Source organism: Halomonas elongata DSM 2581 (genome assembly GCF_000196875.2).
Taxonomy (GTDB): domain Bacteria; phylum Pseudomonadota; class Gammaproteobacteria; order Pseudomonadales; family Halomonadaceae; genus Halomonas; species Halomonas elongata.
The window spans coordinates 421,748-448,148 of record NC_014532.2 but is presented as its reverse complement, the minus strand read 5'-3'; the positions used below and the strand labels follow the sequence as shown (position 1 = coordinate 448,148).

27 protein-coding genes are annotated in these 26,401 nt (G+C 66.7%); 18 read left to right on the top strand and 9 right to left on the bottom strand.

Annotation, left to right across the window (positions count from 1 at the left end; all coding sequences use genetic code 11):
* The first annotated feature begins 11 nt into the window (after nt 1-11).
* Genes HELO_RS02050 through der form a run of 6 tightly spaced genes read left to right on the top strand, consistent with a single transcriptional unit; the run spans nt 12 to nt 6,689 of the window.
* A complete protein-coding gene (locus HELO_RS02050; RefSeq protein ID WP_013331143.1) occupies nt 12-1,022 on the top strand; it encodes a RodZ domain-containing protein in 1,011 nt (336 codons plus the stop codon).
* 5 nt (nt 1,023-1,027) lie between these two features.
* A complete protein-coding gene (gene ispG, locus HELO_RS02045; RefSeq protein WP_013331142.1) occupies nt 1,028-2,143 on the top strand; it encodes a flavodoxin-dependent (E)-4-hydroxy-3-methylbut-2-enyl-diphosphate synthase in 1,116 nt (371 codons plus the stop codon).
* Between the two features lie 24 nt (nt 2,144-2,167).
* Nucleotides 2,168-3,454 (top strand): histidine--tRNA ligase, encoded by a 1,287-nt coding sequence (gene hisS / locus HELO_RS02040; RefSeq protein WP_013331141.1) that lies wholly within the window; start codon nt 2,168-2,170, stop codon nt 3,452-3,454.
* A 30-nt stretch (nt 3,455-3,484) separates the two neighbouring features.
* Nucleotides 3,485-4,144: a YfgM family protein gene (locus HELO_RS02035; RefSeq protein ID WP_013331140.1), complete on the top strand. Its 660-nt coding sequence runs from the start codon at nt 3,485-3,487 to the stop codon at nt 4,142-4,144.
* Nucleotides 4,141-5,289, top strand: a complete 1,149-nt coding sequence (gene bamB / locus HELO_RS02030; RefSeq protein ID WP_013331139.1) for an outer membrane protein assembly factor BamB — start codon at nt 4,141-4,143, stop codon at nt 5,287-5,289. Before HELO_RS02035 ends, bamB begins: the two co-directional genes overlap by 4 nt.
* Nucleotides 5,286-6,689, top strand: a complete 1,404-nt coding sequence (gene der, locus HELO_RS02025; RefSeq protein ID WP_013331138.1) for a ribosome biogenesis GTPase Der — start codon at nt 5,286-5,288, stop codon at nt 6,687-6,689. The genes bamB and der overlap by 4 nt, the downstream gene beginning before the upstream one ends.
* Nucleotides 6,690-6,797: 108 nt before the next feature.
* Here the strand turns inward: der and HELO_RS02020 are convergent, their stop codons facing one another.
* A complete protein-coding gene (locus HELO_RS02020) occupies nt 6,798-7,661 on the bottom strand; it encodes an ATP-binding protein (protein WP_041601851.1) in 864 nt (287 codons plus the stop codon).
* Between the two features lie 191 nt (nt 7,662-7,852).
* Between HELO_RS02020 and HELO_RS02015 the strand changes: the two genes are divergently transcribed.
* Nucleotides 7,853-8,650, top strand: a complete 798-nt coding sequence (locus HELO_RS02015; RefSeq protein ID WP_013331136.1) for a M48 family metallopeptidase — start codon at nt 7,853-7,855, stop codon at nt 8,648-8,650.
* A 36-nt stretch (nt 8,651-8,686) separates the two neighbouring features.
* Here the strand turns inward: HELO_RS02015 and HELO_RS02010 are convergent, their stop codons facing one another.
* From HELO_RS02010 to dprA, 5 genes are all read right to left on the bottom strand, one after another.
* Nucleotides 8,687-9,721, bottom strand: a complete 1,035-nt coding sequence (locus tag HELO_RS02010; protein WP_049786179.1) for an MDR family NADP-dependent oxidoreductase — start codon at nt 9,719-9,721, stop codon at nt 8,687-8,689.
* Nucleotides 9,718-10,530, bottom strand: coding sequence for a shikimate dehydrogenase (gene aroE, locus HELO_RS02005; protein WP_013331135.1), 813 nt, complete (start codon nt 10,528-10,530; stop codon nt 9,718-9,720). The genes HELO_RS02010 and aroE overlap by 4 nt, the downstream gene beginning before the upstream one ends.
* Entirely contained in the window at nt 10,527-11,462 is a 936-nt protein-coding gene (gene hemF, locus HELO_RS02000; protein WP_041601850.1) for an oxygen-dependent coproporphyrinogen oxidase, read from the bottom strand. Before hemF ends, aroE begins: the two co-directional genes overlap by 4 nt.
* Before the next feature lie 73 nt (nt 11,463-11,535).
* Nucleotides 11,536-12,093: an L-threonylcarbamoyladenylate synthase gene (locus HELO_RS01995; protein ID WP_041601849.1), complete on the bottom strand. Its 558-nt coding sequence runs from the start codon at nt 12,091-12,093 to the stop codon at nt 11,536-11,538.
* 82 nt (nt 12,094-12,175) lie between these two features.
* Nucleotides 12,176-13,276 (bottom strand): DNA-processing protein DprA, encoded by a 1,101-nt coding sequence (gene dprA / locus HELO_RS01990; RefSeq protein WP_013331132.1) that lies wholly within the window; start codon nt 13,274-13,276, stop codon nt 12,176-12,178.
* 163 nt (nt 13,277-13,439) lie between these two features.
* On the opposite strand from dprA, the gene def reads away from it, so the two are divergent.
* The 7 genes from def to HELO_RS01955 all read left to right on the top strand — a co-directional run bounded on the left by def (nt 13,440) and on the right by HELO_RS01955 (nt 20,923).
* Nucleotides 13,440-13,952 carry a peptide deformylase gene (def, locus tag HELO_RS01985; protein WP_013331131.1) on the top strand — a complete coding sequence of 171 codons (513 nt, stop codon included), beginning with the start codon at nt 13,440-13,442 and terminating at the stop codon, nt 13,950-13,952.
* Nucleotides 13,953-14,068: 116 nt separating this feature from the next.
* Nucleotides 14,069-15,049, top strand: coding sequence for a methionyl-tRNA formyltransferase (fmt, locus tag HELO_RS01980; RefSeq protein ID WP_013331130.1), 981 nt, complete (start codon nt 14,069-14,071; stop codon nt 15,047-15,049).
* Nucleotides 15,046-16,389: a 16S rRNA (cytosine(967)-C(5))-methyltransferase RsmB gene (rsmB, locus tag HELO_RS01975; RefSeq protein ID WP_013331129.1), complete on the top strand. Its 1,344-nt coding sequence runs from the start codon at nt 15,046-15,048 to the stop codon at nt 16,387-16,389. The genes fmt and rsmB overlap by 4 nt, the downstream gene beginning before the upstream one ends.
* 41 nt (nt 16,390-16,430) lie before the next feature.
* On the top strand, nt 16,431-16,637 hold the full coding sequence (locus tag HELO_RS01970) for a dodecin (RefSeq protein WP_065241253.1): 207 nt from the start codon (nt 16,431-16,433) through the stop codon (nt 16,635-16,637).
* A gap of 98 nt (nt 16,638-16,735) precedes the next feature.
* On the top strand, nt 16,736-18,109 hold the full coding sequence (trkA, locus tag HELO_RS01965; RefSeq protein WP_013331127.1) for a Trk system potassium transporter TrkA: 1,374 nt from the start codon (nt 16,736-16,738) through the stop codon (nt 18,107-18,109).
* A gap of 43 nt (nt 18,110-18,152) precedes the next feature.
* Nucleotides 18,153-19,601 (top strand): TrkH family potassium uptake protein, encoded by a 1,449-nt coding sequence (locus tag HELO_RS01960; protein WP_013331126.1) that lies wholly within the window; start codon nt 18,153-18,155, stop codon nt 19,599-19,601.
* A gap of 89 nt (nt 19,602-19,690) precedes the next feature.
* Entirely contained in the window at nt 19,691-20,923 is a 1,233-nt protein-coding gene (locus tag HELO_RS01955) for a TraB/GumN family protein (protein ID WP_013331125.1), read from the top strand.
* A gap of 13 nt (nt 20,924-20,936) precedes the next feature.
* Here HELO_RS01955 and HELO_RS01950 read toward each other — a convergent pair whose 3' ends face one another.
* On the bottom strand, nt 20,937-21,845 hold the full coding sequence (locus tag HELO_RS01950; protein WP_013331124.1) for a LysR family transcriptional regulator: 909 nt from the start codon (nt 21,843-21,845) through the stop codon (nt 20,937-20,939).
* Between the two features lie 97 nt (nt 21,846-21,942).
* Here HELO_RS01950 and HELO_RS01945 point away from each other — a divergent pair, with 97 nt between their 5' ends.
* Entirely contained in the window at nt 21,943-22,584 is a 642-nt protein-coding gene (locus tag HELO_RS01945) for an alanyl-tRNA synthetase (RefSeq protein ID WP_041601848.1), read from the top strand.
* Between the two features lie 140 nt (nt 22,585-22,724).
* Here HELO_RS01945 and HELO_RS01940 read toward each other — a convergent pair whose 3' ends face one another.
* Complete coding sequence (locus tag HELO_RS01940; protein ID WP_013331123.1) at nt 22,725-23,516, bottom strand: tRNA-uridine aminocarboxypropyltransferase; 792 nt, start codon at nt 23,514-23,516, stop codon at nt 22,725-22,727.
* Nucleotides 23,517-23,575: 59 nt separating this feature from the next.
* On the bottom strand, nt 23,576-24,310 hold the full coding sequence (locus HELO_RS01935) for an SIR2 family NAD-dependent protein deacylase (protein WP_013331122.1): 735 nt from the start codon (nt 24,308-24,310) through the stop codon (nt 23,576-23,578).
* Between the two features lie 189 nt (nt 24,311-24,499).
* Between HELO_RS01935 and HELO_RS01930 the strand changes: the two genes are divergently transcribed.
* From HELO_RS01930 to HELO_RS01920, 3 genes are read left to right on the top strand one after another with little or no spacing between them, the layout of a single operon-like run.
* Entirely contained in the window at nt 24,500-25,270 is a 771-nt protein-coding gene (locus tag HELO_RS01930) for a pseudouridine synthase (RefSeq protein ID WP_013331121.1), read from the top strand.
* Nucleotides 25,267-26,094, top strand: coding sequence for a tRNA cyclic N6-threonylcarbamoyladenosine(37) synthase TcdA (gene tcdA, locus HELO_RS01925; RefSeq protein WP_013331120.1), 828 nt, complete (start codon nt 25,267-25,269; stop codon nt 26,092-26,094). The genes HELO_RS01930 and tcdA overlap by 4 nt, the downstream gene beginning before the upstream one ends.
* 15 nt (nt 26,095-26,109) lie before the next feature.
* Nucleotides 26,110-26,334 (top strand): DUF1653 domain-containing protein, encoded by a 225-nt coding sequence (locus tag HELO_RS01920; RefSeq protein ID WP_013331119.1) that lies wholly within the window; start codon nt 26,110-26,112, stop codon nt 26,332-26,334.
* Nucleotides 26,335-26,401: the final 67 nt, after the last annotated feature.

Sequence of the window (26,401 nt, the reverse complement as noted above, 5' to 3'; positions counted from 1 at the left end):
GATGCCACGCCATGAGCGACACACCCCTCCAGGAACCCGACGCAGTCACGCCCCAGGCCTCGCCTGGCGAGCTGTTGCGTCGGGAGCGGGATGCCCTGGAACTATCGCGCGAGGAGGTCGCCGCGGCCCTCAACCTGCGCCCGGCCGTGATCGATGGCCTGGAGCGCGACAGTTACGAGGAAATACCGATCGCCACCTATCGGCGCGGTTACCTGCGTAGCTACGCCAACCTGCTCGGCCTCGACGAGAATCGAGTGCTGGCGGCCTACAAGGCGCACTTCGGCCAGGACGACGAGCACAAGGTCACCCCCGTGCACGTCGTCAGCAAGCCGCCCTCACGGCTCGGCGCCTGGCTGTTCCGCCTCGCCACCCTGGTCGTCATCGCCGGCCTGATCGGCCTGACGCTGATGTGGTGGCAAAGCCGTGGCGGTAGCCAGCCGCCCGCGCCCGGCGACAACGCCCCGGTTGCGGTCGACGGCCTCGATGGCAGCGCCGCCGTCGCCGAAGATGCCACCCCCGCGCCCGATGGCACCTCGGCCCCCGAGGAGAGCGGCGAAACCGCCGGAGCAGTGAACGCAACCGGCGATGCCGAAGCCCCGACGGACGGCGAGCCGGAGCTGCTGCCGACGACCGACGAGGCATCGGTCGCCGAGACGCCGGAAGCGACGGAAGACGCCTCGACGGCGGAAGACGCAACGGCATCGGTAGACGGCGACGACGCCTCCGCCAACACCGACGAAGCGGACGTCGCCGAGGCCAACCAGGCAACACAGGCCGATCCTCGGGTGCTGAACCTGACCTTCAACGAACAGTCCTGGACCGAGATCTTCGACGCCAACAACCAGCGCGTCTTCGTCGGTCTGCAGGAACCCGGCACCACGGCACGGGTCGAGGGGGATCCGCCCTTTCGCCTGACCGTGGGCAACGCGACCGGCGTCGAGCTCCGCTGGGGCGGTGAAACCGTCGACCTGCGCGAGCACGCCGGTGCCAACAATGTCGCTCGCTTCACCCTGGGAGAGTGAGTCTCATGCACGCACCATCGCCCATCCAACGACGTCAATCTCGCCGCATTCATGTCGGCGACGTCCCGGTCGGAGGCGGCGCCCCCATCTCCGTGCAGAGCATGACCAACACCGACACGCTCGATGTGGATGCTACCGTCGCGCAGATCCAGCAACTGGAGAACGCCGGTGCCGACATCGTGCGCGTCTCGGTGCCGACCATGGACGCCGCCGAGGCCTTCGGCCGCATCAAGCGCGCCGCAAATGTCCCCCTGGTCGCCGATATCCACTTCGACTACCGCATCGCCCTGCGCGTCGCCGAGCTCGGTGTCGATTGCCTGCGCATCAACCCGGGCAACATCGGCCGCGAGGACCGTGTCGCCGCAGTGGTCAGCGCCGCCCGTGACAACGGCATCCCGATCCGCATCGGCGTCAACGCCGGTTCGCTGGAAAAGGACCTGCAGAAGAAGTACGGCGAACCGACCCCGGCAGCGCTGGTCGAATCCGCCATGCGCCACATCGACCACCTAGACCGCCTCGACTTCCCCGACTTCAAGGTCAGCGTCAAGGCCTCCGATGTGTTCATGGCCGTCGCCGCCTACCGGGAGCTCGCCTCGCGCATCGAGCAGCCGCTGCATCTTGGCATCACCGAAGCCGGCGGCCTGCGTTCGGGCACCGTCAAGTCCTCCATCGGGCTTGGCATGTTGCTGATGGACGGCATCGGCGACACCATTCGCGTCTCGCTGGCCGCCGACCCGGTCGAGGAGATCAAGGTCGGCTTCGACATGCTCAAGAGCCTGAGCCTGCGCTCCAAGGGCATCAATTTCATCGCCTGCCCGAGCTGCTCGCGACAGAACTTCGATGTCATCGGCACCATGAACGCCCTCGAGGAGCGTCTGGAAGACGTGCTCACGCCGCTCGATGTCTCGGTCATCGGCTGCGTGGTCAACGGCCCGGGCGAGGCCAAGGAGAGCGACATCGGCCTGACCGGCGGCAGCCCCGCCAACCTCGTCTATATCGACGGCAAGCCGGCCAGCAAGTTGCGCAACGACCACCTGGTCGACGATCTCGAACGACTGATTCGTGACAAGGTCCGCGAGAAGCAGCAGGCCGAACAGGACGTGATCGCCCGGGACGCCTGATCCCGGCACGTGAAGGAGTCATCATTGAGCAAGAAGATCCAGGCCATTCGAGGCATGAACGACCTGCTGCCGGCGCAAGCGCCCCTGTGGCAGTATTTCGAGCAACAGGTTCGCACGCTGATGGGGCGCTACGGATATGACGAGATCCGTACCCCCATCCTCGAGCAGACCGCGCTGTTCAAGCGCTCCATCGGCGAAGTCACCGATATCGTCGAAAAGGAGATGTATACCTTCGAGGACCGCAACGGCGACAGCCTGACCCTGCGACCCGAGGGCACGGCAAGCTGTGTGCGCGCCGCCATGGAAAATGGCCTGCTGCACAACCAGACCCAGCGTCTCTGGTATCAGGGGCCGATGTTCCGCCACGAGCGTCCCCAGAAGGGCCGCTATCGCCAGTTCCATCAGGTCGGCGTGGAAACCTTCGGCCTGGAAGGGCCGGACATCGACGCCGAAGTGATCCTGCTGTCGGCGCGTCTGTGGAAACAGCTCGGCCTGTTCGAGCACGTCACCCTGGAGCTCAACTCCCTGGGGTCGCCGGAGGCCCGCGCCGCTTACCGCGACAAGCTGGTGAGCTACTTCGAGGCGCATCTCGATGTGCTCGACGAGGACTCTCGCCGCCGCCTGTCCACCAACCCGCTGCGCATCCTCGATTCCAAGAATCCGGCCATGGCGGACATGCTGGCCGATGCCCCGCGTCTGATGGACCACCTGGATGCCGAGTCCCGGGAGCACTTCGAGCGCCTCACCGCCATCCTCGACGCCGCCGGTATCGAGTACGTGATCAACCCGCGCCTGGTGCGCGGGCTGGACTATTACTCGCGGACCGTCTTCGAATGGACCACCGAAGCGCTGGGCAGCCAGGGCACGGTGTGCGCCGGGGGACGCTACGACGGCCTGGTCGAGCAGCTCGGCGGCAAGCCGGTGCCGGCGGTCGGCTTCGCCATGGGCATCGAGCGGCTGATCCTGCTGCTCGAGACGCTCGAGCTGGTGCCCGACGCCGTCCACGACACCCTGGATGTCTACCTCTTGCCAATGGGCGAGGCCGCCGAAGCCGCGGCCCTGGAACTGGCCGAACGGCTGCGCGACGACCTGCCGGCACTGCGCCTGCAGCTCCACTGCGGCGGCGGCGGCTTCAAGAGCCGCATCCGCAAGGCCGACAAGAGCGGCGCTCGCCTGGCGCTATTGCTCGGCGAGGAGGAACTCGCCGAGAACGCCGTCACTCTCAAGTTCCTGCGCGAGGAGCGCGAGCAACGCCGTCTCTCACGCAGCGAGCTCGCCCCGGCCCTCGCCGACCTCTTGTCGGAAGCCTGACGGACCCTATATCGAACAAGGAGGCCGCCCGTGGCGGAACTGAGAACCGAAGAAGAACAGCTGGAAGCCATCAAGCGCTGGTGGAAGGAAAACGGCGTTTCACTGCTGATCGGCGCGGCGATCGCCGCCGCCGGCGTCTTCGGCTGGAAGACCTGGCAGGATTACCAGGCCGGCCAGGCCGAGGCCGCCTCCCAGCGTTACCAGCAATTGCTGACCCTGAGCAGCCAGGAACAGTTGGACGACGCGGCCCGTGAGCGTGCCGAGGAAGTGGCCACCACCCTCGTCGAGGAGCACGGCGGAACCCTCTATGCCGACATGGCCCAGCTGCTTTCGGCACGCCTGTCGGTGGAAGGCGGCGACCAGGCCGCGGCGCGCGAGACCCTGGAAGCCTTGATCGCCAATAGCGAACATGACTATCTCAGCGGCCTGGCTCGCCTCCGGCTGGCGCGCCTGCAGGTCGCCGCCGATGAGGCCGAAGCGGCCCTGAAGACCCTCGACGGCGCGATTCCCGCTCCCCTGGCCGCTCAGCAGGCGGACATCCGCGGCGATGCCCACTTCGCCCTGGAACAGACCGACCAGGCGCGCGACGCCTGGCGCGAAGCCCTGCGGCTGGCCGAAAACGGCGAGCGCCCGCTCTACGGCGTACAACTCAAGCTCGACAACCTGGGCGTTCAGGAGACCACGTCATGAAATCGACCCTGGCGATCACCGCAATCGCGGCACTGGGACTGCTGGCGGGCTGCGCCGGCCAGGTGGATTCGCAGAATCCGCCTCGCGAACTGCAGGACATCTCCCGCAGCACATCCGTGAACACCCTCTGGGACGAGCAGGTCGGCGACGGTCTCGGACTGGGCGGCTACCTTCTCTCGCCCGCCCAGGACGGCGATACCCTGTTCGCCGCCGACCAGCACGGCCTGGTGATGGCGCTGAACGCCAACAGCGGAGAGATCCGCTGGGAGCAGAAGATCGACAATGGCGTTTCCAGCGGTCTGACCGCCATGGCCGGCCACGTCTATCTCGGCACCCGTAACGGCGAAGTCATTTCCCTGGACCAGTCCAGCGGCAAGGAAGTCTGGCGTTCGCGCGTCAGCAGCGAAGTCCTCTCCGCCCCCCAGATCAACAGCCAGCTGGTGGTGGTGCAGACCATCGACGGCAACGTCACCGCCCTGGACCGCACCAGCGGCGCGGAGCGCTGGGTCCATACGGCATCACGCCCCTCGCTGACCCTGCGCACGACCGGTACGCCGCGGGTCATCGACGCGGTCACCTTCGCCGGCCTGGCCAATGGCCGTCTGGTGACCCTCGAGAACGGCAGTGGCCGGCCCCTGTGGGAGCAACGCATCGCCACGCCCGAGGGGCGCAGCGACATCGAGCGCCTGGTCGACCTGGCCGGCCAGCCGGTGTTGACCCGCGACGGGCGCCTCTATGTCACCAGTTACAGTGGCCGCCTGGTCGCCCTCCAGGCCACCAGCGGCCAGGAACTCTGGTCGCGGGACATCGCCAGCTACCAGACGCCAATCCTGATCGGCGAGACCCTCTACGTCGTCGACGCCGACAGCCACCTGCTCGCCCTGTCGGCCAGCAGCGGCGACGAACTCTGGCGCCTCGACGATCTCGAGGGCCGCAAGCTGACAGCTCCCGCCTTCGCCGATGGGCGCTTGGTGGTCGGCGACTTCGCCGGTTACCTGCACGTCATCGATGCCCGGAACGGCACCCTGGTCGGCCGCACCAAGGTCGATGGTTCCGGGCTCAGCGTGCCCCCGCTCACCGATGGCAAACGCGTCTATGCGCTGGCCGACGACGGTAGCCTGGAGGCTCTGGAACTCAAACCATGAATCCCGTGATCGCCCTGGTCGGGCGCCCCAATGTGGGCAAATCGACCCTGTTCAACCGCCTGACCCGCTCGCGCGATGCGCTGGTGGCCGACTTCCCCGGCCTGACCCGGGATCGCAAGTACGGCAACGGCATGCTCGGCGGCAAGGCCTATACGGTCATCGACACCGGCGGCATCAGCGGCGACGAGGAAGGCATCGACGCCGCCATGGCCGAGCAGTCGCTGCAGGCCATCGACGAGGCCGACATCGTGCTGTTCATGGTCGATGGGCGCAGCGGCCTGAACGTCGCCGACGAAGCCATCGCCAACCACCTGCGCGTCAACCAGAAGAAGACCTGGCTGGTCGTCAACAAGACCGACGGCCTCGAGGAACATTCGGCCATGGCCGACTTCTGGCAGCTCGGCATCGGCGAGCCGCGCTCCATCGCCGCCGCCCATGGCCGCAACGTCACCTCGCTGATCGAGGAAGTGCTCGACCCCTTCCCCGAGCGCGACCCGGACATCCCCGCCGACACCGGCGCCTCGGGCATCCACATCGGGGTGATCGGTCGCCCCAATGTGGGCAAGTCGACCCTGGTCAACCGGTTGCTCGGCGAGGATCGCGTGGTGGTCTTCGACGAGGCGGGAACCACCCGCGACGCCATCGAAATCCCCTTCGAGCGTCGCGGCAAGCCCTATGTGCTGGTCGACACCGCCGGCGTGCGGCGCCGCAAGAATGTCCGCGAAGTGGCCGAGAAGTTCTCCATCATCAAGACGCTGGAGGCCATCAAGGAGTGCCACGTCGCCGTCATGGTGCTGGATGCCCGAAGCGGCCTGGTCGAACAGGACCTGCACCTGCTCGACTATGTGCTGACCAGCGGCCGCGCCCTGGTGCTGGCGGTCAACAAGTGGGACGGCCTGGAGCACGAAGCCAAGGAGAAGATGCGCGCCGAGATCAAGCGACGCCTGGGATTCGCCGACTACGCCGAGCTGCACTTCATCTCGGCGCTGCACGGCACCGCGGTGGGCGATCTCTATCCCTCGATCGAGCGCGCCTTCGAATCGGCCAACAGCCACTGGTCGACCAACCGGCTCACCAACATCCTCCGGGATGCCGTGGAGCAGCATCAGCCACCGATGATCCACGGTCGCCGCATCAAGCTGCGCATGGCCCACCAGGGCGGCACCAATCCGCCGATCATCGTGGTTCACGGCAACCAGACGGACTCGTTGCCCGAGGCCTACAAGCGCTACCTGACCAACACCTTCCGCAAGGTGCTCAAGGTACGCGGTACGCCGATGCGCTTCGAGTTCCGCTCGGGCAAGAACCCCTACGACAACATGGCAGGGGCCAACGACCGCGAGAAGGCCAAGAAGCGCGAACTCGATCGCACCCGCTCGGCGCGACGCGACCGGCGCTGAGCGCTCCGACGTCGTCTCACACCCGACGCGCTGCCAGCCCTGGCTCGCAGCGACAAGCGCCGCCCACTCGGGCGGCGCCTTGCGTTCCGGCCAGCGGCTCTCGACGCCTCACGCCTCGAGGCGCAAACGCCCGACCCACTGGCAGGCGAACTGCCACGCCACCCGACCGCTGCGCCCTCCACGCAGGGTCGCATAGCGAATCGCCTCGCCGCGGGCCTCATCGTTCCAGTCACCGTCGTCGCCCAGCCAGTTCACCCAGTGGGCGCAGGCTTCCAGATAGGTCGCCTGGTCGAAGGGCCGGAAGCCCAGCCAGAGCCCGAAGCGGTCCGACAGCGAGATCTTCTCTTCCACGGCATCGCCGTGATGCAGTTCCTCGCCCACCAGCCGGGAGTCGTCATTGTCGCTCATCGACTCCGGCAGCAGGTGGCGCCGGTTCGAAGTGGCATACAGCAGGACATTCTCGGGCGGCCCGGTCAGGGTACCGTCGAGCACGCTCTTCAGGGCCTTGTAGGCGTCGTCATGCCCCTCGAAGGACAGATCGTCGCAATAGACCACGAAGCGGTGGGGTTCGCGACGCAGCCGTTCGACCAGCACCGGCAGTCCGGCCAGGTCATGACGATCCACCTGCACCAGCCGCAGCCCTTCCCCGGCCAGATCATTGAGCAGCGCCCGCACCAGCGACGACTTGCCGCCACCCCGAGCGCCCCACAGCAGGGCATGGTTGGCAGGATAACCCCGCAGGAAGGCTCGGGTATTGTCGACCAGGGCCTGCTTCTGGCGTTCGATACCCAGCAGATCGTCCAGGCGCAGCGCATCCCGGGGCGGTACCGGGGTCAGGTGGCCGCCCAGCATGTGCCGCTGCCAGAGGGCCGCCACATCGCGGTTCCAGTCGACCTCCACCGGCGTCGGCGGCAGCCAGGGCTCCACACGCTCCAGCACGCCGAGCAGACGCCTGGCCAGTTCATCGTCCATCACTGCATTCTCCCTTCTTGCTGTCTTGGCACTTGGTGTCGCATGCCCTCGGGGGTCATGATGCCATATTCGAGGCAAGCCCCTGTCGTGGGCACCATCGCTCTTCACATCCGGTTGACCCGCAAGGCAGGCGCGGTATCTTGTCATCCAGCAGAGCCCCGTCACGGGGTCGATCCACGGAGGAAACCATCATGCGCTGGATGCACTACCTCGCCCTGGGAGCGCTCGGCGTGTCCCTGGCGGCCTGTACCACCTCGCCGACCGGTCGCTCACAGATGCTGCTGATGAGCGAAAGCGACCTCAGTCAGATGGGCGCCCAGGCCTTTGCCCAGTATCAACAAGAGTTGCCGACGGTCGGGGGAGCTCAACTGAATTATGTGCAGTGCGTCACCAATGACATCGTGGCGGTATTGCCTCCCGAGCAGCGTGACCAGAACTGGCAGGTCAAGGTCTTCGAGTCCGAAGATGCCAACGCCTTCGCCCTGCCGGGCGGCTATGTCGGCGTGAACACCGGCCTGCTCGACATCGCCACCAATCAGGACCAGCTGGCCAGCGTCATTGGCCACGAGATCGGCCATGTGCTGGCTCACCACGCCAACGAGCGCGCTTCCACCCAGAGCGCCACCCAGCTCGGCATGTCGGTCGTCGGCACGGCACTGGGAGCCAATGGCGTGGCCGGCAGCGATCAGATCATGGCGGCCATGGGCATGGGCGCCCAGTACGGCGTGATGCTGCCCTTCTCGCGCAGCCACGAGAGCGAAGCCGACAAGATCGGCCTGCAGCTGATGGCCGAGGCCGGCTTCGACCCCCGCGCCAGCATCGAGCTATGGCACAACATGAACGCCACCGGCGGAGGCCAGCCGCCCGAGTGGATGTCCACCCACCCCAGCCATGGCCACCGCATCGACGGCCTGCAGGCCAACATGGACGCGGCCCTGGCTCAGTATCAGCGGGCCCGGCAGGCCGGTCGCCGCCCCAATTGCCAATAGGCCACCGCCCGCTCGCCCCGGGGCCGGGCGGGTCGCTCAGCGCAGGCGCACCACGCGCTTGCCGACGCCCCTGACGCCAGCATCGCCGAAGAGCCCGCAGAAGGCCCGGGGCCAGTCATCGAAGCCATCCACCACGTCCAGGGGCGCGGCCACAGCGTCCCACTCGGCCATGTCCTGCTGGAAGCGCGCCCAGTAGTCACTTTCATGCCCCGGCACCACGAACGGCTGTAGATGCCCGCCGACTGCCGTCAAACGTGACAGGTTGCGCGGCGAGCGCCGTGGCTCGGGCGAATTGTACTGGCCGACCAATCCGCACAGCACCACGCGACCACCCGGCACCAGGACGTCGATGGCCGCCTCGAAGACACTACCGCCCACGTTTTCGATGCTCAGATCGATGCCCTCCGGTACCGCCTCGGCCAGTCGCGACGCGATGTCGCTGTCGTGATGATCCAACGCCGCCGCCACGCCCAGTCGCTCGGTCAGCCAGTCGCGCCTGGCGGGATCACCGGCCGTGGCAACGACCCGGGCCCCGGCCCGCTGCGCCCACTGGATAGCCAGGCTGCCCACCGCACCGGCCCCGGCGGACACCAGCACGGTCTCACCGGCCCGGGGGAGTCCATAGAGGCGCATGGCGAGCCAGGCGGTGAAGCCCGTCATGCCCCGGGCATGTAGCCAGCGCTCGGGAGTGGGCGTCTCGGCGGGGAGAGCCAGGGGCGGCAGTCGCGGCGACTCGCCCGGTCCCAACCGGCAGCGTTCGGCCACGGGCATGTGACCCACCACCCAATCGCCTTCGCGCCAGGGGCCACGCGAGGCGATGACGCGCGCCAATCCCCAGGCGGACAGGGCATCGCCGGGCCGCCAGTGCGTCAGGTAGTCATATCCCGCAGGCTGCATGCGCGTGCGCATGTAGGGATCCACCGACAGCCAATGAGGCTCCAGCCAGGCCTCCCCCGGAGCGGGCGGATTGAGAGGAATGGAGTGGCAGACGAAGTCCTCGGGCTCGGGGCAGCCCCGTGGCGTCCGCGCCAGATGCCAGGCGCGAACGGTCGTGCCCCGGCAGGTGGTCACAGCGAGCGGCGCAGCATGTCCAGCACCGGAGCCACATCGGGATGCTTGCCGCGCCACAGCCGGAAGGACTCGGCAGCCTGCCCGACCAGCATGCCCAGCCCATCGATGGTCCGGGCGCCACGCTCGCCGGCCCAGCGCAGGAAAACGGTCGGCTCGCTGCCGTACATCATGTCGTAGGCGACGCCGCCCTCGGCGAAGAGGTCGTCGGGCAGAGGCGGCAGGTCGCCGGCCAGGCTGGCGCTGGTGCCATTGATGACCAGATCGAAGGGACCGCGCACGGCGTCGAAGCCGCCACCGGCCACCTCGCCGAGATCCGCGAAATCGGCGGCCAGGGCCTCGGCCTTGGCGGCCGTGCGATTGGCGATGAACAGGCTGGCCGGCGCCGCCTCGAGCAGCGGCTCCAGCACGCCCCGCACCGCGCCCCCGGCGCCCAGCACCAGCACGCGGGCACCGGCCAGCTCGACATGGTGCCGATGCAGATCGCCGACCAGCCCCAGGCCATCGGTAGTATCGCCGCGCGTCTGGCCATCCGCGTCCAGCGCCAGGGTATTCACCGCCCCGGCCCGCCGGGCACGATGACTGAGGGTATCGCAGAGCCGATACGCCTGTTCCTTGAACGGCACCGTGACATTGGCTCCCCGGCCGCCTTCGGCGGTGAAGGCTCGCCAGGCACCGGCGAAGTCGTCCAGGGGCGCCTCGATGGCGATGTATTCGAGCGCCTCCCCGGTCTGGGCGGCGAAGGCGGTATGGATCGCCGGCGACTTCGAGTGACCGACGGGATGGCCGAAAACACAATAGCGATCGTTCATTGGGCTTGTTCCTCCCGCTCCGCCTCACCGAGCCAGTCCCGGGGACGGAGATAATCGTTCAACTCGGCTTCGGGGCTGCCCGACTCGGGCTCCCAGCCATATTCCCAGCGCGCCAGGGGCGGCATCGACATCAGGATCGACTCGGTACGCCCGCCGCTCTGCAAGCCGAACAGGGTGCCGCGATCCCAGACCAGGTTGAATTCCACGTAGCGCCCTCGGCGATACAACTGGAAATCGCGCTCGCGCTGGCCCCAGGGGGTGTCGCGGCGTCGCTGCACGATGGGCAGGTAGGCGTCGAGGAAGCTGTCACCCACCGCACGCTGGAAATCGAAGCAACGCTCGAAGCCTCCCTCGTTCAGATCGTCGAAGAACAGGCCGCCGACCCCGCGGGTCTCGTCGCGATGCTTGAGCATGAAATAGTCGTCACACCAGGCCTTGTAGCGCGGATAGACGTCCTCGCCGAAGGGCGCACAGGCATCCCGGGCGACACGATGCCAATGACGCACATCGTCGAGCACGGGATAGAAGGGCGTCAGATCATAACCGCCCCCGAACCACCAGACCGGCGCCTCGCCCTCCTTCTCGGCGATGAGAAAGCGCACGTTGCCATGGCTGGTGGGCACGTGAGGGTTCTCCGGGTGCAGCACCCAGGAGACGCCCACCGCATGGAAGCTCCGCCCCGCCAGTTCCGGCCGCGCGGCCGAAGCGGAGGCCGGCAGTGTCGCCCCGTGCACGTGGGAGAAGTTGACGCCGCCCTTCTCGAACACCGCACCGTTCTCGATCACCCGGGAGCGACCGCCCCCGCCCTCTTCACGACGCCAGCTATCCTCGCGAAAGCCGGCCTTGCCGTCCTCGGCGGCCAGGCCATCGCACAGGCGGTCCTGCAGGTCGAGCAGATACGTCTTGACGTCATCGAGATGCGCTTGGGCCACGGGACCTCCTCGGGAAGCGGATTGGGGTAAACGGATTGGGGAAGCACCGAGTGCTTGCGGATAAAGCCCAGCGTCAGGCCCGCAGGACCCGACCGGTCGCCAGATCGCGGATGGTACTGGGGCGGGTATGACCCCCCAGGGGGCCGTCGAGCAGGGCATCCAGCTCATCGCCGAAGACGCGACGCACTTCCTCTGCACTCATCGCCGAAGGTTCACCGGCGCGATTGGCCGAGGTAGACACCAGCGGACCGCCGAAGGCGCGGCACAGCTCGCCGACCAGCGGATGATCGCTGACGCGCAGCGCTACCTTGTCGTGCTCGCCCCGGACCAGTTCGGCGGCGCGCCCGTTGTCGGGCACCAGCCAGGTCGTAGGTTGCGCCTGCGGCTCGGCCAGCACCGCGCGGCGTTCATCCGGCAGGCCCTCCAGCCAGGGCGAAAACTGGTCGAGGTCGGCGGCCACCAGGATCACACCCTTGGCGGGATCGCGACGCTTGATGCGCAGCAGGCGAGTCAGAGCCGAGGTGTCGTCGGGGTCGCACCCCAACCCCCAGACGGCTTCGGTGGGATAGGCGATCACGCCGCCTTCGCGCAAGGCGGCCACAGCGGTATCGAGGGAACTGGCCTGAAGCATGGTGATACATCCGAACGATTGACCCGACAAGCGAGGCGTTCGACCCGGTATCCTGCCGAATCGATCACGACGCCCGCCGATTCTAGCATGGCCCCGGCGAGGTCGGCAGGCGTACCCAGCCGCCCGCCGCCTGGCTCGCCCGTCCTTCCAGTTCCAGCGCCAGCAAGCGACGCTGGCAGTCCGGCACCGCCAGCCCGGTCAAATCGACCAGGGCATCCACCGGCGTGGGCGTGTCGCTGAGCCAGGCCAGCACGGGATCCGCGTCCGGCGCCGCCTCTGGTGCGCGACGATTCACCACGGGCGCCACACTCCATTGAGCGAGCTCGGCGAGGATGTCATCCAGATCCCTGACCAGGGCGGCCCCCTCCCGAATCAGATGCAGACAGCCGCGTGCCTGGGGATTGTGGATCGAACCGGGCAGGGCGAAGACGTCGCGCCCCTGCTCGACCGCCAGCCGGGCGCTGACCAGCGAGCCACTGCGCTCGGCGGCCTCCACCACCAGCACGCCCCGTGACAGACCGGTAATGAGGCGATTGCGGCGTGGAAAGAACCCCGCCCTCGCCCGAGTGCCCGGCGGATGTTCGGAGAGCAGCAGGCCACCGGGCTCGCGCAACCGCTCGTGGAGGCGTCGATGGCGGGCCGGATAGATCACGTCCACGCCGCAGCCCAGTACCGCGATACTTCGGCCCTCGGCATCCAGGGCGGCCTGCTGGGCAATGCCGTCGATACCGAGGGCCATGCCGCTGACCACGCACCAGCCCCGCTCGGCGAGACTTCGAGCGAAACCCGCGGCGTTGCCCGTGCCCTCGCGGGTCGGGCGACGGGTGCCGACCATCGCCAGACGCGGCGCTTCCAGGGCATCGAGGTCTCCCAGGGCCCAGAGCACCGGCGGCGGATCGGCGATCTGACTCAACGCCTCCGGCCAGGCCGGATGATCGGGGTGCAGCAGATGACGATCGGGCGCAGCATCGAGCCACTCCCGCTCGGTGGCGAGACGCGCCGCCAGCGGACTCTGTGCGGGATGCTCGAGGCACAATCGCAGGGCCTGGGCGGCCGGTCGCGGCAAGGCAGCCAACCAGCCATCCGGCCAGGGTGGATCGCTGGCCGCCAGCTCGGCGAGCCGCGCGGCCCCCACGCCCGGTAACAGGGACAGGGCCAGCCAGTCCGTGGCGCTACGTTGCATGGGCGAATCTCCTTGCCCGGGTCGGCGACGGTCCCCGGAACATCGCCGAGATGGTATAGTCCAATCCTATCGAGACGATGCATGTCGAGCGGTTTTCCCCTCGCACATCGCCTTCTAGAATAGACGTATATTTCGTATGACTGTACAACGGTGACCCTACGCCATGGCCAAACTCCCCATCCTCGAATTCCCCGACGAACGGCTGCGCACCGAGGCTGCCGCGGTCGAGACGGTCGACGACGAGGTACGCCAGCTGGTCGACGACATGCTCGAGACCATGTATGACGCCCGTGGCATCGGCCTGGCCGCCACCCAGGTGGACGTGCACCGCCGGGTCATCGTCATGGATGTCAGCGATGACCAGAGCGCGCCCCTGGTGCTGATCAACCCCGAATACACTCCGATCGGCGATGAACGCGAGCCGATGCAGGAAGGCTGCCTGTCGATCCCCGAGTACTACGCCGAGGTGCCGCGTGCCCTCAAGGTCCACCTCAAGGCCCTGAACCGCCAGGGCGAGCCCTACGAGCTCGAGGCCGAGGGGCTGCTGGCCCATTGCATCCAGCACGAGTGCGACCACCTGCGCGGCGTGCTCTTCGTCGATTACCTGTCGCCGCTCAAGCGCGACCGGGTGATGAAGAAGATGCAGAAGCGTCACAAGCTCGCCCAGGGGGCCTGAACGCCGACCGAAGCATCATGCACAGGGGCAGTGCCGCCGTTGATGGCACTGCCCTTCGTCGTTTGCGATCGGCTCCGTTATCATAAGGGGCATCCATTTCGGCAAGGCCCCTCGACATGTCCCAATCCCTGCGCGTCATCTTCGCCGGCACGCCCGATTTCGCCGCCGCGAGTCTGCGAGCGTTGCTGGCGAGCCAGCATAGCGTCGTCGGTGTCTATACCCAGCCCGACCGGGCCGCCGGTCGCGGCCGCAAGCTGACCGCGAGTCCCGTCAAGGTATTGGCCCAATCCCACGATCTTCCCGTCCATCAGCCGGAATCGTTGCGGACACCGGAGGCCCAGGTGCAACTCGCGTCCCTGGACGCCGACCTGATGGTGGTGGTCGCCTATGGCCTGATCCTGCCACGCGAGATCCTCGACACCCCCAGGCGGGGCTGCATCAATGTGCATGCCTCGCTGCTGCCGCGCTGGCGCGGGGCCGCCCCGATCCAGCGCGCCATCGAAGCCGGCGACAGCGAAAGCGGCGTGACGCTGATGCAGATGGACGAGGGGCTGGATACCGGCGACATGCTGCTCACCCGGCGCACGCCGATCGAAGCCGACACCACCGGGGGCTCGCTCCACGACACCCTGGCCGAGCTGGGCGGCGAGGCACTGATCGAGACACTCGACGCCCTGGCCGGGCCCGGCCTTACAGCACAGCCCCAGCCCGACGACGGCGTCACTTACGCCGCCAAGCTCTCCAAGGCCGAAGCCGAACTGGATTTCCGTGAGCCCACCGCGACCCTCGCCGCGAGGATTCGTGCCTTCAACCCCTGGCCGGTCGCCTGGTGTGCGCTCGGCGACGAACGCCTGCGCCTGTGGCTGGCCGAACCCGGCGCTCCCGCGCGCCACGAGACGAACGCCACGCCGGGCACCCTGCTCGAGCCCGACGCCGACGCGCTGCGCATCGCCTGTGGCGATGGCGTGCTGCGCGTGACCCGAGCGCAACTGCCCGGCGGCAAGCCCCTGGACGTCGCCGAACTATTGCGGGCCCGGGCAGACCGCTTCACCGTCGGCACACGACTCGGAACACCTGATCGGGAGAGATCCGCATGAACCAGCAGCGACGCGACGCCGGACGCGGCAAGCCCCTCGACAATGGCCAGGCCGTGCGCGCCGCCGCCGCCCGGGCGATTGCGCCGGTGATCACCGGCAAGAAATCGCTGAACGATCTCGACGAACACCAGGTGGTGGCCCGAGACCGGGGGCTCTTCAAGGAACTCTGCTTCGGCACCTGCCGAGCCCTTCCCCGCCTGGAAGCCCTGGCGGGGAAGCTGCTCGAAAAACCCTTCAAGACCCGCGATGCCGATATCCAGGCCCTGCTGCTGGTCGGTATCTACCAGTTGCTGTACCTGCGCGTACCCGCCCATGCCGCCGTGGGCGAAACCGCAGGGGCGGCGCGCCTGCTGAGCAAGGCCTGGGCCACCCGAGTGCTCAACGGCTGCCTGCGACGCCTGCAGCGGGAAAGCACGACACTGCTGGCCGAAGTGGATCGCGACCCGGCAGTGGCCCTGCTGCACCCGCGCTGGTGGGTGAAGGCATTCCGCCAGGCCTGGCCCGATGACTGGCGGGCGATCTGCGATGCCAACAACCAGCCCGGCCCCATGACGCTACGGGTCAACCGCCGTCATGGCGACCGCGAGATGTACCTGGAACGACTCGACTCGCCCGGCGCACGGCTCTGCCCTCATGCACCCGATGGCCTGACCCTGGAGACGCCCTGCGATATCGCCGAACTGCCGGGCTTCAAGGAAGGTCACGTCAGCATTCAGGACGAAGCCGCCCAGCTCGCCGCCGTGCTGCTGGGGCCAGTGATCGCTCCGCGACCCGGCGCCCGGGTACTGGACGCCTGCTGCGCCCCGGGCGGCAAGGCCGCTCACCTGCTGGAGCTGTTCGATATCGACCTGCAGGCGATCGACAGCGATGACGCCCGCCTGGCGCGGGTCGAGGACACCCTGGCGCGGCTCGGCCTGAGCGCTTCGCTGGCCCACGGCGACGCCACCGAACGCGACTGGTGGGACGGCACCGCCTTCGACGCCATACTGCTCGACGCTCCCTGCTCCGGCAGCGGAGTGATCCGGCGCCACCCGGACATCAAGCGCCTGCGCCGTCCGTCGGATATCGCCAAGCTCGCCGAACTGCAGGCACGCCTGCTGGACAACCTCTGGCCCCTGCTGGCACCGGGTGGCACCCTGCTCTACGCCACCTGCTCGGTACTGCCGGAGGAAAACGCCGACCAGGTCCAGGCCTTCCTCGAGCGCACCCCGGGCGTCGAGGTCACCACGCCGAACGGCCTTGCCTGGGGGCGACCCGCCGGCGCCGGACGCCAGCTTTTGCCAAGTCCCGACAGTCACGACGGCTTCTTCTATGCCAGACTGAGGAAAGGGACCGCCTGACGAGTCCTCGTCCTCTCGCCAACGTCAACCGAAGGATCGTCATCATGAACCACACCTACAAGCACATCGAACTGACCGGCTCCTCCGACAAGGGCGTCGAGGACGCCATCCAGGGCGCGCTGAGCAAGGCCTCGGAGAGCCTGCACGGCATGCGCTGGTTCGAGGTCATCGACACGCGCGGCCATATCGAGCATGGCCGGGTGGCCCATTGGCAGGTGACGATCAAGGTCGGCTTCACGCTCGACTGAGCTCTCGTCTGTTCTTCCTCCGACGACTGGTTTAGGCTTTGCGCCACCAAGTGGTGGCCATGGCGCCCACCTCTCATCCCTGCGGACAGTGATACGCGATGAAGATCATCATCCTTGGTGCCGGCCAGGTCGGCGGCACCCTGGCCGAGCACCTGGCTCGCGAAGAAAACGACATCACGGTGGTGGACACCGATGCCGACCGCCTGCGCGAACTGCACACTCGCCTGGACATTCGCACCGTGGCCGGCGCCGGCTCCTACCCCATGGTGCTGCGCCAGGCAGGCTGCGAGGACGCCGACATGCTGATCGCGGTGACCAACACCGACGAGGTCAACATGATCGCCTGCCAGGTGGCGCACACCCTGTTCCGCACACCGACCAAGATCGCCCGGGTGCGCGCCACCGCCTACCTGACCCGCAAGGGGCTGTTCGCCCATGAAGCGGTGCCCATCGATGTCCTGATCAGCCCGGAGCAGGTGGTCACCGACCACATCCGACGCCTGATCGAGCATCCCGGCGCCCTGCAGGTGCTGGAATTCACCGGCGGCCTGGTGCAGCTGGTGGCGGTCAAGGCCTACTACGGCGGCCCCCTGGTCGGCCAGGAGCTGGGCTTTTTGCGGCGCCACATGCCCAGCGTCGACACCCGGGTCGCCGCCATCTACCGCCGTAACCGCCCCATCATTCCGCGCGGCGACACCGTCATCGAGGCCGACGACGAAGTCTTCTTCATCGCCGCCCGACGCGATATCCGCGCCGTGATGAGCGAGCTGCGCCGCCTGGAGCGCGACTTTCGCCGCGTGGTCATCGTCGGCGGCGGCAACATCGGCGAGCGCCTGGCCGAGCACCTGGAGCACAGCCATCAGGTCAAGATCGTCGAACACAACCTGGAGCGCTGCACTCAGCTCTCCGAGCGCCTCGACCGCACCGTGGTACTGCACGGCAGCGCCACCAGCAAGCGCCTGCTGGAAGAAGAGAACATCGAGGACTGCGACATCTTCTGCGCGCTGACCAACGACGACGAAGTCAACATCATGTCGTCGATGCTGGCCAAGCGCATGGGCGCCAAGAAGGTCCTGACGCTGATCAACAACGCCGCCTACGTCGACCTGGTCCAGGGCGGCGAGATCGACATTGCCATCTCTCCCCAGCAGGCCACCATCGGCAGCCTGCTGACCCATGTGCGCCGCGGCGACATCGTCAACGTGCACTCGCTGCGGCGCGGCGCCGCCGAGGCCATCGAAGCCATCGCCCACGGCGATACGCAGTCCTCCAAGGTCGTGGGGCGCGCCATCGGCGACATCGACCTGCCCAGCGGCACCACCATCGGGGCCGTGGTCAGGGGCAAGGAAGTCCTGATCGCCCACGATGACGTGGTCGTCGAGTCCGGCGACCACGTCATTCTGTTCGTCATCGACAAGCGCCGCATCCGTGATGTCGAGCGCCTCTTCCAGGTAGGGCTGACCTTCTTCTGATGGAGTTCACCATGTCGACAGGGACGACGGGGGAGCTCATCGCATGAGTCTGCGCATGATACTGCGCATCCTGGGTCTGCTGCTGATGATGTTCAGCCTGACCATGGTGCCGCCGATCCTGATCTCGCTGCTGTTCGCCGATGGCATGTGGCAGGCCTTCGTGGTGGCCCTGGGGATCACCGTGGGCACCGGGGCCCTGATGTATCTGCCCAATCGCCACGCCCGCAAGGAGCTGCGCACCCGCGACGGCTTTCTGATCGCGGCTCTGTTCTGGAGCGTGCTGGGGCTGTTCGGCTCCCTGCCCTTGATGCTCACCGGCGCCGCCGCACTCTCGCCCACCGATGCGGTCTTCGAGTCGTTCTCCGGGCTGACCACCACCGGGGCGACCGTGATCACCGGCATCGACCTGCTGCCCGAGGCGATCCTCTACTACCGCCAGCAACTCCAGTGGCTCGGCGGCATGGGGATCGTGGTTCTGGCGGTGGCGATCCTGCCGACGCTCGGCGTCGGCGGCATGGCCCTGTATCGCACCGAGATTCCCGGGCCGCTCAAGGATTCCAAGCTGACACCACGCATCACCGAGACGGCCAAGGCACTGTGGTACATCTACGCCACCCTGACGGTCACCTGCGCCCTGGCCTACATGGCCGCCGGCATGAACTGGTTCGATGCCCTGGGACACAGCTTCTCCACCGTGGCCATCGGCGGCTTCTCCACGCATGACGCCAGCATCGGCTACTTCGACAGCGCCGCCATCGAGCTGATCTGCTCCGCCTTCCTGCTGATCTCGGCCTTCAGCTTCAGCCTGCACTTCGTGGCCTGGCGGGAACGCCGCCTGACCCACTACTTCCAGGATCCGGAAGCACGCTTTCTGATGCTGTTCCTGGCCGGCCTGATCATCATCACCTCCGTCTCGCTATGGCTCACCAGCGACTACGAGACCCTCCAGGGCCTGCGCCATGCCGTCTTCGAGGTCGTCTCGATAGCCACCACCGCCGGCTTCTCGGTGGCAGACTTCTCCACCTGGCCCGGCGCGCTGCCCTTCCTGCTGTTCGTGGCCGCCTTCGTCGGTGGCTGTTCCGGCTCCACCGGCGGCGGCATGAAGGTGATTCGCATCATCCTGATCCTCAAGCAGGGCATGCGCGAGGTGATGCGCCTGATCCATCCCAGCGCGGTGATCGCCGTGAAGATCGGCAAGGTCAGTGTGCCGGATGGTATCGCCCAGGCGGTGTGGGGGTTCTTCTCGGCCTATGTGTTGCTGTTCTTCCTGATGCTGGTCGGCGTGATGGCCACCGGCGTCGACCAGGTCACCGCCTGGTCCACGGTGGGCGCGACCCTCAACAACCTGGGCCCGGCACTCGGCGAGGCCTCGGCCCACTATGGCGACCTGCCCAGCCTGGCCAAGTGGATCCTGGTCGTCGCCATGCTGCTCGGTCGCCTGGAGATCTTCACGGTGGTGGTGCTGTTTACCCCGGCCTTCTGGCGCAAGTAGCAAAGTCAATGCAAGTGCCGTGTCGGGTTTGGCCCGCCGCTGACCTTCGTGGATAATCGACCCTTCACATTTTCAAGGCCCGAGCGCCCATGACCGATACACAGGACTGCGCCATCGCCGAACCGGCCGCCGCAACTCTCGGCCCCCGCCGGACCCTGCAAGTAGGCGAGACCCGCTATACCCTGCTAGGTACAGCCCACGTCTCCGCCCAGAGCGCCACCGAAGTGCGCGACCTGATCGCTTCCGGCGAATTCGATGCCGTGGCCATTGAGCTGTGCGATTCGCGCCACCAGAACCTCGCCAACCCGGATGCCCTCGGCGAGCAGGATCTCTTTCAGATCTTTCGCCAGGGCAAGGCCGGCATGGTGGCCGCCAGCCTGGCGCTGGGTGCCTTTCAACAGCGTGTGGCGGAGCAGTCCGGCATCGAGCCCGGCGCCGAGATGCGTGCGGCCCTGGAGGGCGCGCGCGCCCATTCACTGCCGCTGGAGCTGATCGACCGCGATATCGGCATCACCCTCAAGCGCATCTACCATAACGTGCCCTGGTGGCAGCGCTTCTCGCTGTTCTCCGGGCTGCTCGGCGGCGTGCTCTCCCGCCAGGACGTCTCCGCCGAGGACATCGAGCGTCTCAAGGAAGGCGATGTGCTGGAGTCCACCTTCCGCGAATTCGCTACCCAGTCCGAGTCGCTCTATACCCCGCTGATCAGCGAGCGTGACCGTTACATGGCTCTGCGACTGGCCGAGCGCTGCCCGCCGGGGCGCTATCGGCACGTGCTGGTGGTGATCGGAGCCGGCCACCTGCAGGGCATGGCCGAACACCTGGAGGCACCTCTGCCCGAGGCCCCCAGCGAAGAACGGGAGCGCCTGGAAACCACCCCGCCACGTTCCAGGGTCTGGAAGGCCATCCCCTGGCTGATCACCGCGCTGGTGCTCACCGGCTTCGCCATCGGCTTCTCGCGCAATACGGGCCTCGGCTGGCAACTGGTCGGCGAATGGTTCCTGATCAATGGCGCCCTGTCCGGTGCAGCCACTCTGGTGGCCCTGGCGCACCCGCTGACGGTGCTCGCCACCGTCGTCGCCGCCCCGCTGACCTCGTTGAACCCCACCATCGGCGCCGGCTTCGTCGCCGCCGGGGTCGAGCTCGCACTACGCAAGCCCAAGGTCCGGGACTTCTCGACCCTGCGTCACGATGTCACCGAATTGAAGGGCTGGTGGCGCAACCGTGTCTCACGCACCCTGCTGGTGTTCTTGACCGCAACGCTCGGCTCCGCCGCCGGCACCTGGATCGCCGGGCTGCGCATCGCCGGCACCCTGTTCGGCTAAGAGGCAGCTCAGACTACCGCAGGCGTTCGGCAAGAAACTCGATAAGCACCCTGAGCTTGGGGGGTAAATGTCGGGTCGGTGGATAGAGGGCCCAGGCATCACCACAGTAATTCGTCTTGAAGGTCCAGTCGGGTAGGACCTGGATGACAAGGCCCTGTTGAAGGGCCTCTTTGGCCGTAAAATAGGGAAGGCTCCCGATACCTATGTGATGCAATACGGCGTCCAGACGGGCGCCGGTATGGTTGACTGCATAGCGGCCCTGGACATTCACCGTGAAAACCTTGCTGCCCTGGCGGAACTTCCACCTGGAATCCCCGGGCTCCTCCCCGAGGTAGATGCAACTGTGATGCTTCAGGTCACGGGGATGCGCGGGCGTACCGTGCTCGGCCAGGTAGTGAGGCGTTGTACACAGCAGATGGTCGATGCTCAGCAGCCGGCGCCCCATCAGCCCGGGAGGCGGCTGATCGGTGATGCGAATCGCCACATCTATCTGGTCGTCGATGAGATCGATATAGCGATCATCCAGTCTCATCTCCAGATTGACCTCGGGATAGAGCGCAAGAAATTCCGGGATGTGCGGATGGATTACGAAGCGTCCTACGGCCTTTGGGACACTGAGCCTTACCAAGCCCTGAGGTTCATGGCTGAACCGCCCGGAAACCTCCATCACCGCTTGTGCCGCATTGACGATGTCCCGACTACGTTCGTAGACCTCCTTGCCACTGTCACTCAGCCGCAGCTTGCGGGTCGTTCTCTGTAACAACCGGGTCCCCAGCGCCTTCTCCAGCCGGGCAACGGAACGGCTGACGGCCGACGGGGTGGAAGCAAGCTGCCGGCCGGCTTCAGAGAAACTGCCAGCCTCGACGACCTTCACGAATACGGCCATCTCGCTCAGCAAGGCCGTGGCTTCATTTTTGCTCATGGAGAATAAATCTTTTGATCCGACAAGGGATTATCGCCTTGCGACTCCATTCATACAATGAAAGCACTATCGGAGGAAGAGCCAAGGAATCGAGAAAATGTCGGAGCGGTTGTATTTGGCCGAGGAAGTACTGACATGCGCTGTCGAGATCATCGACTGCCGCCCCTGCGACAATGAGCGGTTTGCCGTTCGCATGCTGTCGACACCCTTTCATCCCCAGGGCGGCGGACAGCCGAGTGATACCGGCTGGATCGGTGAGGCAGAGGTGTTACATGTCGAATCGACAGCGGAGGGCGACGTGCTCCATTACACCGATATCGCGGTACCTGTGGGCATTGCCCAGGCTCGCGTCGATCAGGAACAGCGCCGACTTCACTCCATGCTGCATTCGGCTGGGCATTTGATCGGCCACGTTATGGAGCAAAGGGGGTGGGCGCCGACCAAGGCGCACCACTGGCCCGGAGAGGCTCGCGTCGTCTTCAAGCCGGAGGCCCAAGCACAGCAACCGACATCCGACAGCATTCAGGCGGCATGCGCCCAACTCATTGCTGCGGATCTACCTCTGCGTATCACCGTAGATGAAAGCGGGACTAGAAAAGTTGGCTTTGGCGAACTGGCACCCTACCCCTGCGGCGGCACCCACGTGCATTCACTGGGGAAGATTCCAGGCATAGATATTCAGGGCATGAAAATGAAGAAGGGCAGCCTGATTATCCGGTACGACATATCTTCACAATAACTCACTTCTGAAAGAGAACATGTCTGCGGATATACGGAGCCCACTTCACCTAGGCGGTATCACATTACGCGAACCACTCAAGGAAACACTGCTCATCGCTCGCGACTCTTTTACCCCTCTTAGCAAGCCTTTCAGTTCGCTCATTGTTCATCACGCTCTGAAAAGGTGCTGCGCCCGTAGATTTCTTCGGCTTCATCCCCTCGCGCCGCCAACAGGCGACGCATCGCCGGTGTCGGTTCCGTCGGTTTGGTGTGGCGGCGGCTGGCGGCGTAGTTGTCATTGAAGACTTCGAAATAGTCGTCGAGCACATCGGCCGCCCGGGTGTCGCCGGCCTGACGCAGCAACTCCGCCGCCACTTCGGCGGTGCACAGGTGGTCGCTGGACGCCGCCTTGCGCAGTCGATAGCGGCTCTGCCGGTCGGTGACCAGCGGCAACACCGGCAGGGTCGCCAGATAGGGGCTGCGACGGAAGATGCGACGCGCCTGCCGCCAGGTGCCGTCGAGGAGAATGAAGACGGGAATCCGGCCGGTCTTTTGACGCTCGATCACGCGGTCCATGCCGACCACGCGCTCGGCGTATCCCTCCTGATCGTCGGGGAAGACCACGAAGGGCGCATAGCGCGAATCCTCAAGCAGGGCGAGCAGCCGCTCGTCCGGTGCCGTGCGATACCAGGTGAAGACCTCGGTGTCCGGCAGCACATCGCGGATCAAACGGCCGGTGTTGGTAGGCTTGTACTGCTCGATCGGATGCGTCAGCAGCCACACTCGGGTCCGGCTTTCGGCACGCACCCGGTAGGGACACAGGCAGTTGAGGCTTGGCAGATTGCACGCTTCACAGCGCACCACGAAACTGCCGCGCGCCTTGAACTCGCGCCGGGGTGGCGAGGCAGGGTCGGTATCGGAATGGCGTAATGTCGAGGAGTCGTCCTGCATGCTTCACTGGCGTGTCGAAAAAGGGGCGCTATTCTAGCATGCCCACCAACCGCATCCGATCAGCCGAACACGGTCTCGGGCAGCCAAAGACGCCCCTCGCGTCGCCAGTGGCGCGTCAGCAGGGGCACGCCTTCGCCGGCGGGCAGAGCGAGCCCGTTCACGCCGGCCGTTGTCAGCTCACTGGCCTCGGGATCGACCAGCACCCGGGGGGTCGCCAGGGGCGCTTCATCGAGCAACGAGGCTGCCGGCATCACCGCCAGCGAGGTTCCCACGACCAGTAGCAGATCGGCCTCGGCGACGAGTTCGAGAGCATCGTCGAATCGTGGCACCGCCTCGCCGAACCACACCACATCGGGACGCAACTGGCTGCCCTTGTCGCAGACATCGCCCAGGGCGATTCCGCCGCGAGGCAACGGATAGCGCATGCGCTCATCCACCGAGGAGCGCGCCTTGAGGATCTCGCCATGCAAGTGCACGACCTGCCGGGAGCCAGCCCGTTCGTGCAGGTCATCGATATTCTGAGTGATGATGCTGACTCGAAAGCCTTCGCGCTCGAGCTGTGCCAGGGCCTTGTGGGCGGCGTTGGGACGCGCACGGCGCACCTGGTCGCGACGGGCATCGTAGAAGCGCAGGACGCGCTCGGGATCCCGGGCCCAGGCCTCCGGGGTCGCGACCTCCTCGATGGGATGGTCGGCCCAGAGCCCGTCGGCGGCACGAAAGGTCTGGATACCGCTCTCGGCGCTGATGCCGGCGCCGGTCAGTACTACCAGGTGGGGGCGCGAAGTCTCTTCCATGGCGTTCGGGTCGTCGTCTCGAGGTGTTGCAAACAGGAAAGGGCCGGATTCCTCCGAAAAATATCATTGGGCCCCACCGAGTACCAGAGTGCCTCGGCCGGTCCTTTTCGGAGTACCGGCAACAACGATGGATGACATCCGCGCGAGCGGCGGCGACAATGTCGCCCTCGTTGCGACCCCGATGCCGACATGATCGAAGCACTGCCCATTCTCCATCACGATGACCACCTGATCGCCGTGCACAAGCCGGCGGGCATGCTCGTGCACCGCAGCGCCCTGGCCCGGGGCGAGCGGCACTTCCTGCTGCAGACCCTGCGCGACCAGATCGGCCAGCGCGTCTACCCGGTTCACCGCCTCGACCGCCCCACCTCGGGCTTGATGGTGTTCGCCCTCGACCCGGAGGTCGCCGGCCGACTGGCGGATGCCTTCGCCACGCAGCGGGTCGCCAAGCGCTATCTGGCCGTCGTGCGTGGCCAGGGCCCCGAGGCCGAACGCCTGGACTATGCCCTGCGGGATGAGGATGGACGACGCCCCAAGGCAGAGATGCCGGCGCGCGAGGCGCGCACCGAGGTGCGACGCCTGGACAGCGTGGAGCTGCCAGTGCGCGTCGACCGCTACCCGAGCGCGCGCTATTCGCTGATGGAAGCCCGCCCGCTCACCGGCCGGCGTCACCAGATCCGTCGTCACCTGTCGCGCCGCGGCTATCCGATCATCGGCGACGCCAAGCATGGCAAGGGCGTGCACAACCGCTTCTTCGCCGAGCAACTGGACTGTCCCCGCCTGCTGCTCGCCGCGGTGGGCCTGGACTTTGAACACCCGGTCGACGGCCGCCGCCTCACGCTTGGCTGTGCCCTCGATGCCCCCATGACCGCTCTTTTCCAGCGCTTCGGCTGGTCGGCTCACCTGCCGGACAATCGCCGAGGCATCTCCCCTTCAGCCCCCGCGACGACAAGCCCATGAACGATCCCCTCATGCCCCCCACGCCTACACAGGACGACGACTACGAGCTGCGCTTCGGTGGCATCCGGCGTCTCTACGGTGCGCGCGCCGCAGAACGCTTTCGGCAGGCTCACGTGGTGGTGGCCGGAGTCGGCGGCGTGGGTAGCTGGACCGTCGAGGCCCTGGCGCGCTCCGGCATCGGCCGGCTGACCTTGATCGATCTGGACGACGTCTGCGTCTCCAACGTCAATCGCCAGTTGCACGCCCTGGATGGCACCATCGGCCGCCCCAAGGTGGAAGTTCTGGCCGAGCGCTGCCGTGCGATTCAGCCCGGCATCGAGGTCATCGCCGACACCGCTTTCGTCACGCCAGGCAACCTGGCCGACCGTCTGCCCGAGGACACCGATCATGTGGTCGATGCCATCGACAGCGTGGTCGCCAAGGCAGCGCTGATCGCCTGGTGCAAGCGACGCAAGCTGCCGATCACCGTCACCGGCGCGGCCGGAGGCCAGACCGACCCCACGCGCATTCGCACGGCGGATCTTACGCGCACCGAACACGACCCGCTGCTCGCCAAGGTGCGCGCCCGCCTGCGCCGCGACCATGGCTTCTCGCGCAATCCCCGGCGACGTTTCTCGGTGGAATGCGTCTATTCCGACGAGCAACTGGTCTACCCCGGCGCCGACGGCGAGGTCTGCCACACCAAGCCCGGTGCCGGAGAGTCGACACGACTCGACTGCGCCTCGGGCTTCGGCGCCGCCACCTTCGTCACCGGCAGCTTCGGCTTCGCGGCCGCCAGCCGCGTCCTCGCGCGACTGGCCCGCGACGCTACTTCCGCTCATTGACCACGGAGATCCACGATGGAAGCGCAGCATCCCGTTCCCGGTATCTATCGCCACTACAAGGGCGCGCTCTACGAGGTGATCGGCGTGGCCCATCACAGCGAAACCGAAGAGCCGCTGGTGGCCTATCGCGCCCTGTATGGCGACTACGGCCTCTGGGTCCGTCCCCTGTCGATGTTCATGGAAGAAGTCGAGATGCAGGGGGAGCCGCTACCGCGTTTCGCCCTGGAGAAGGCTTTTTAGGCAAAGGAGAAGAAGGAAGGGGGAAGGAAGAAGAGCCGTAAGCCGCGAGCATCGAGACGCGAGATTC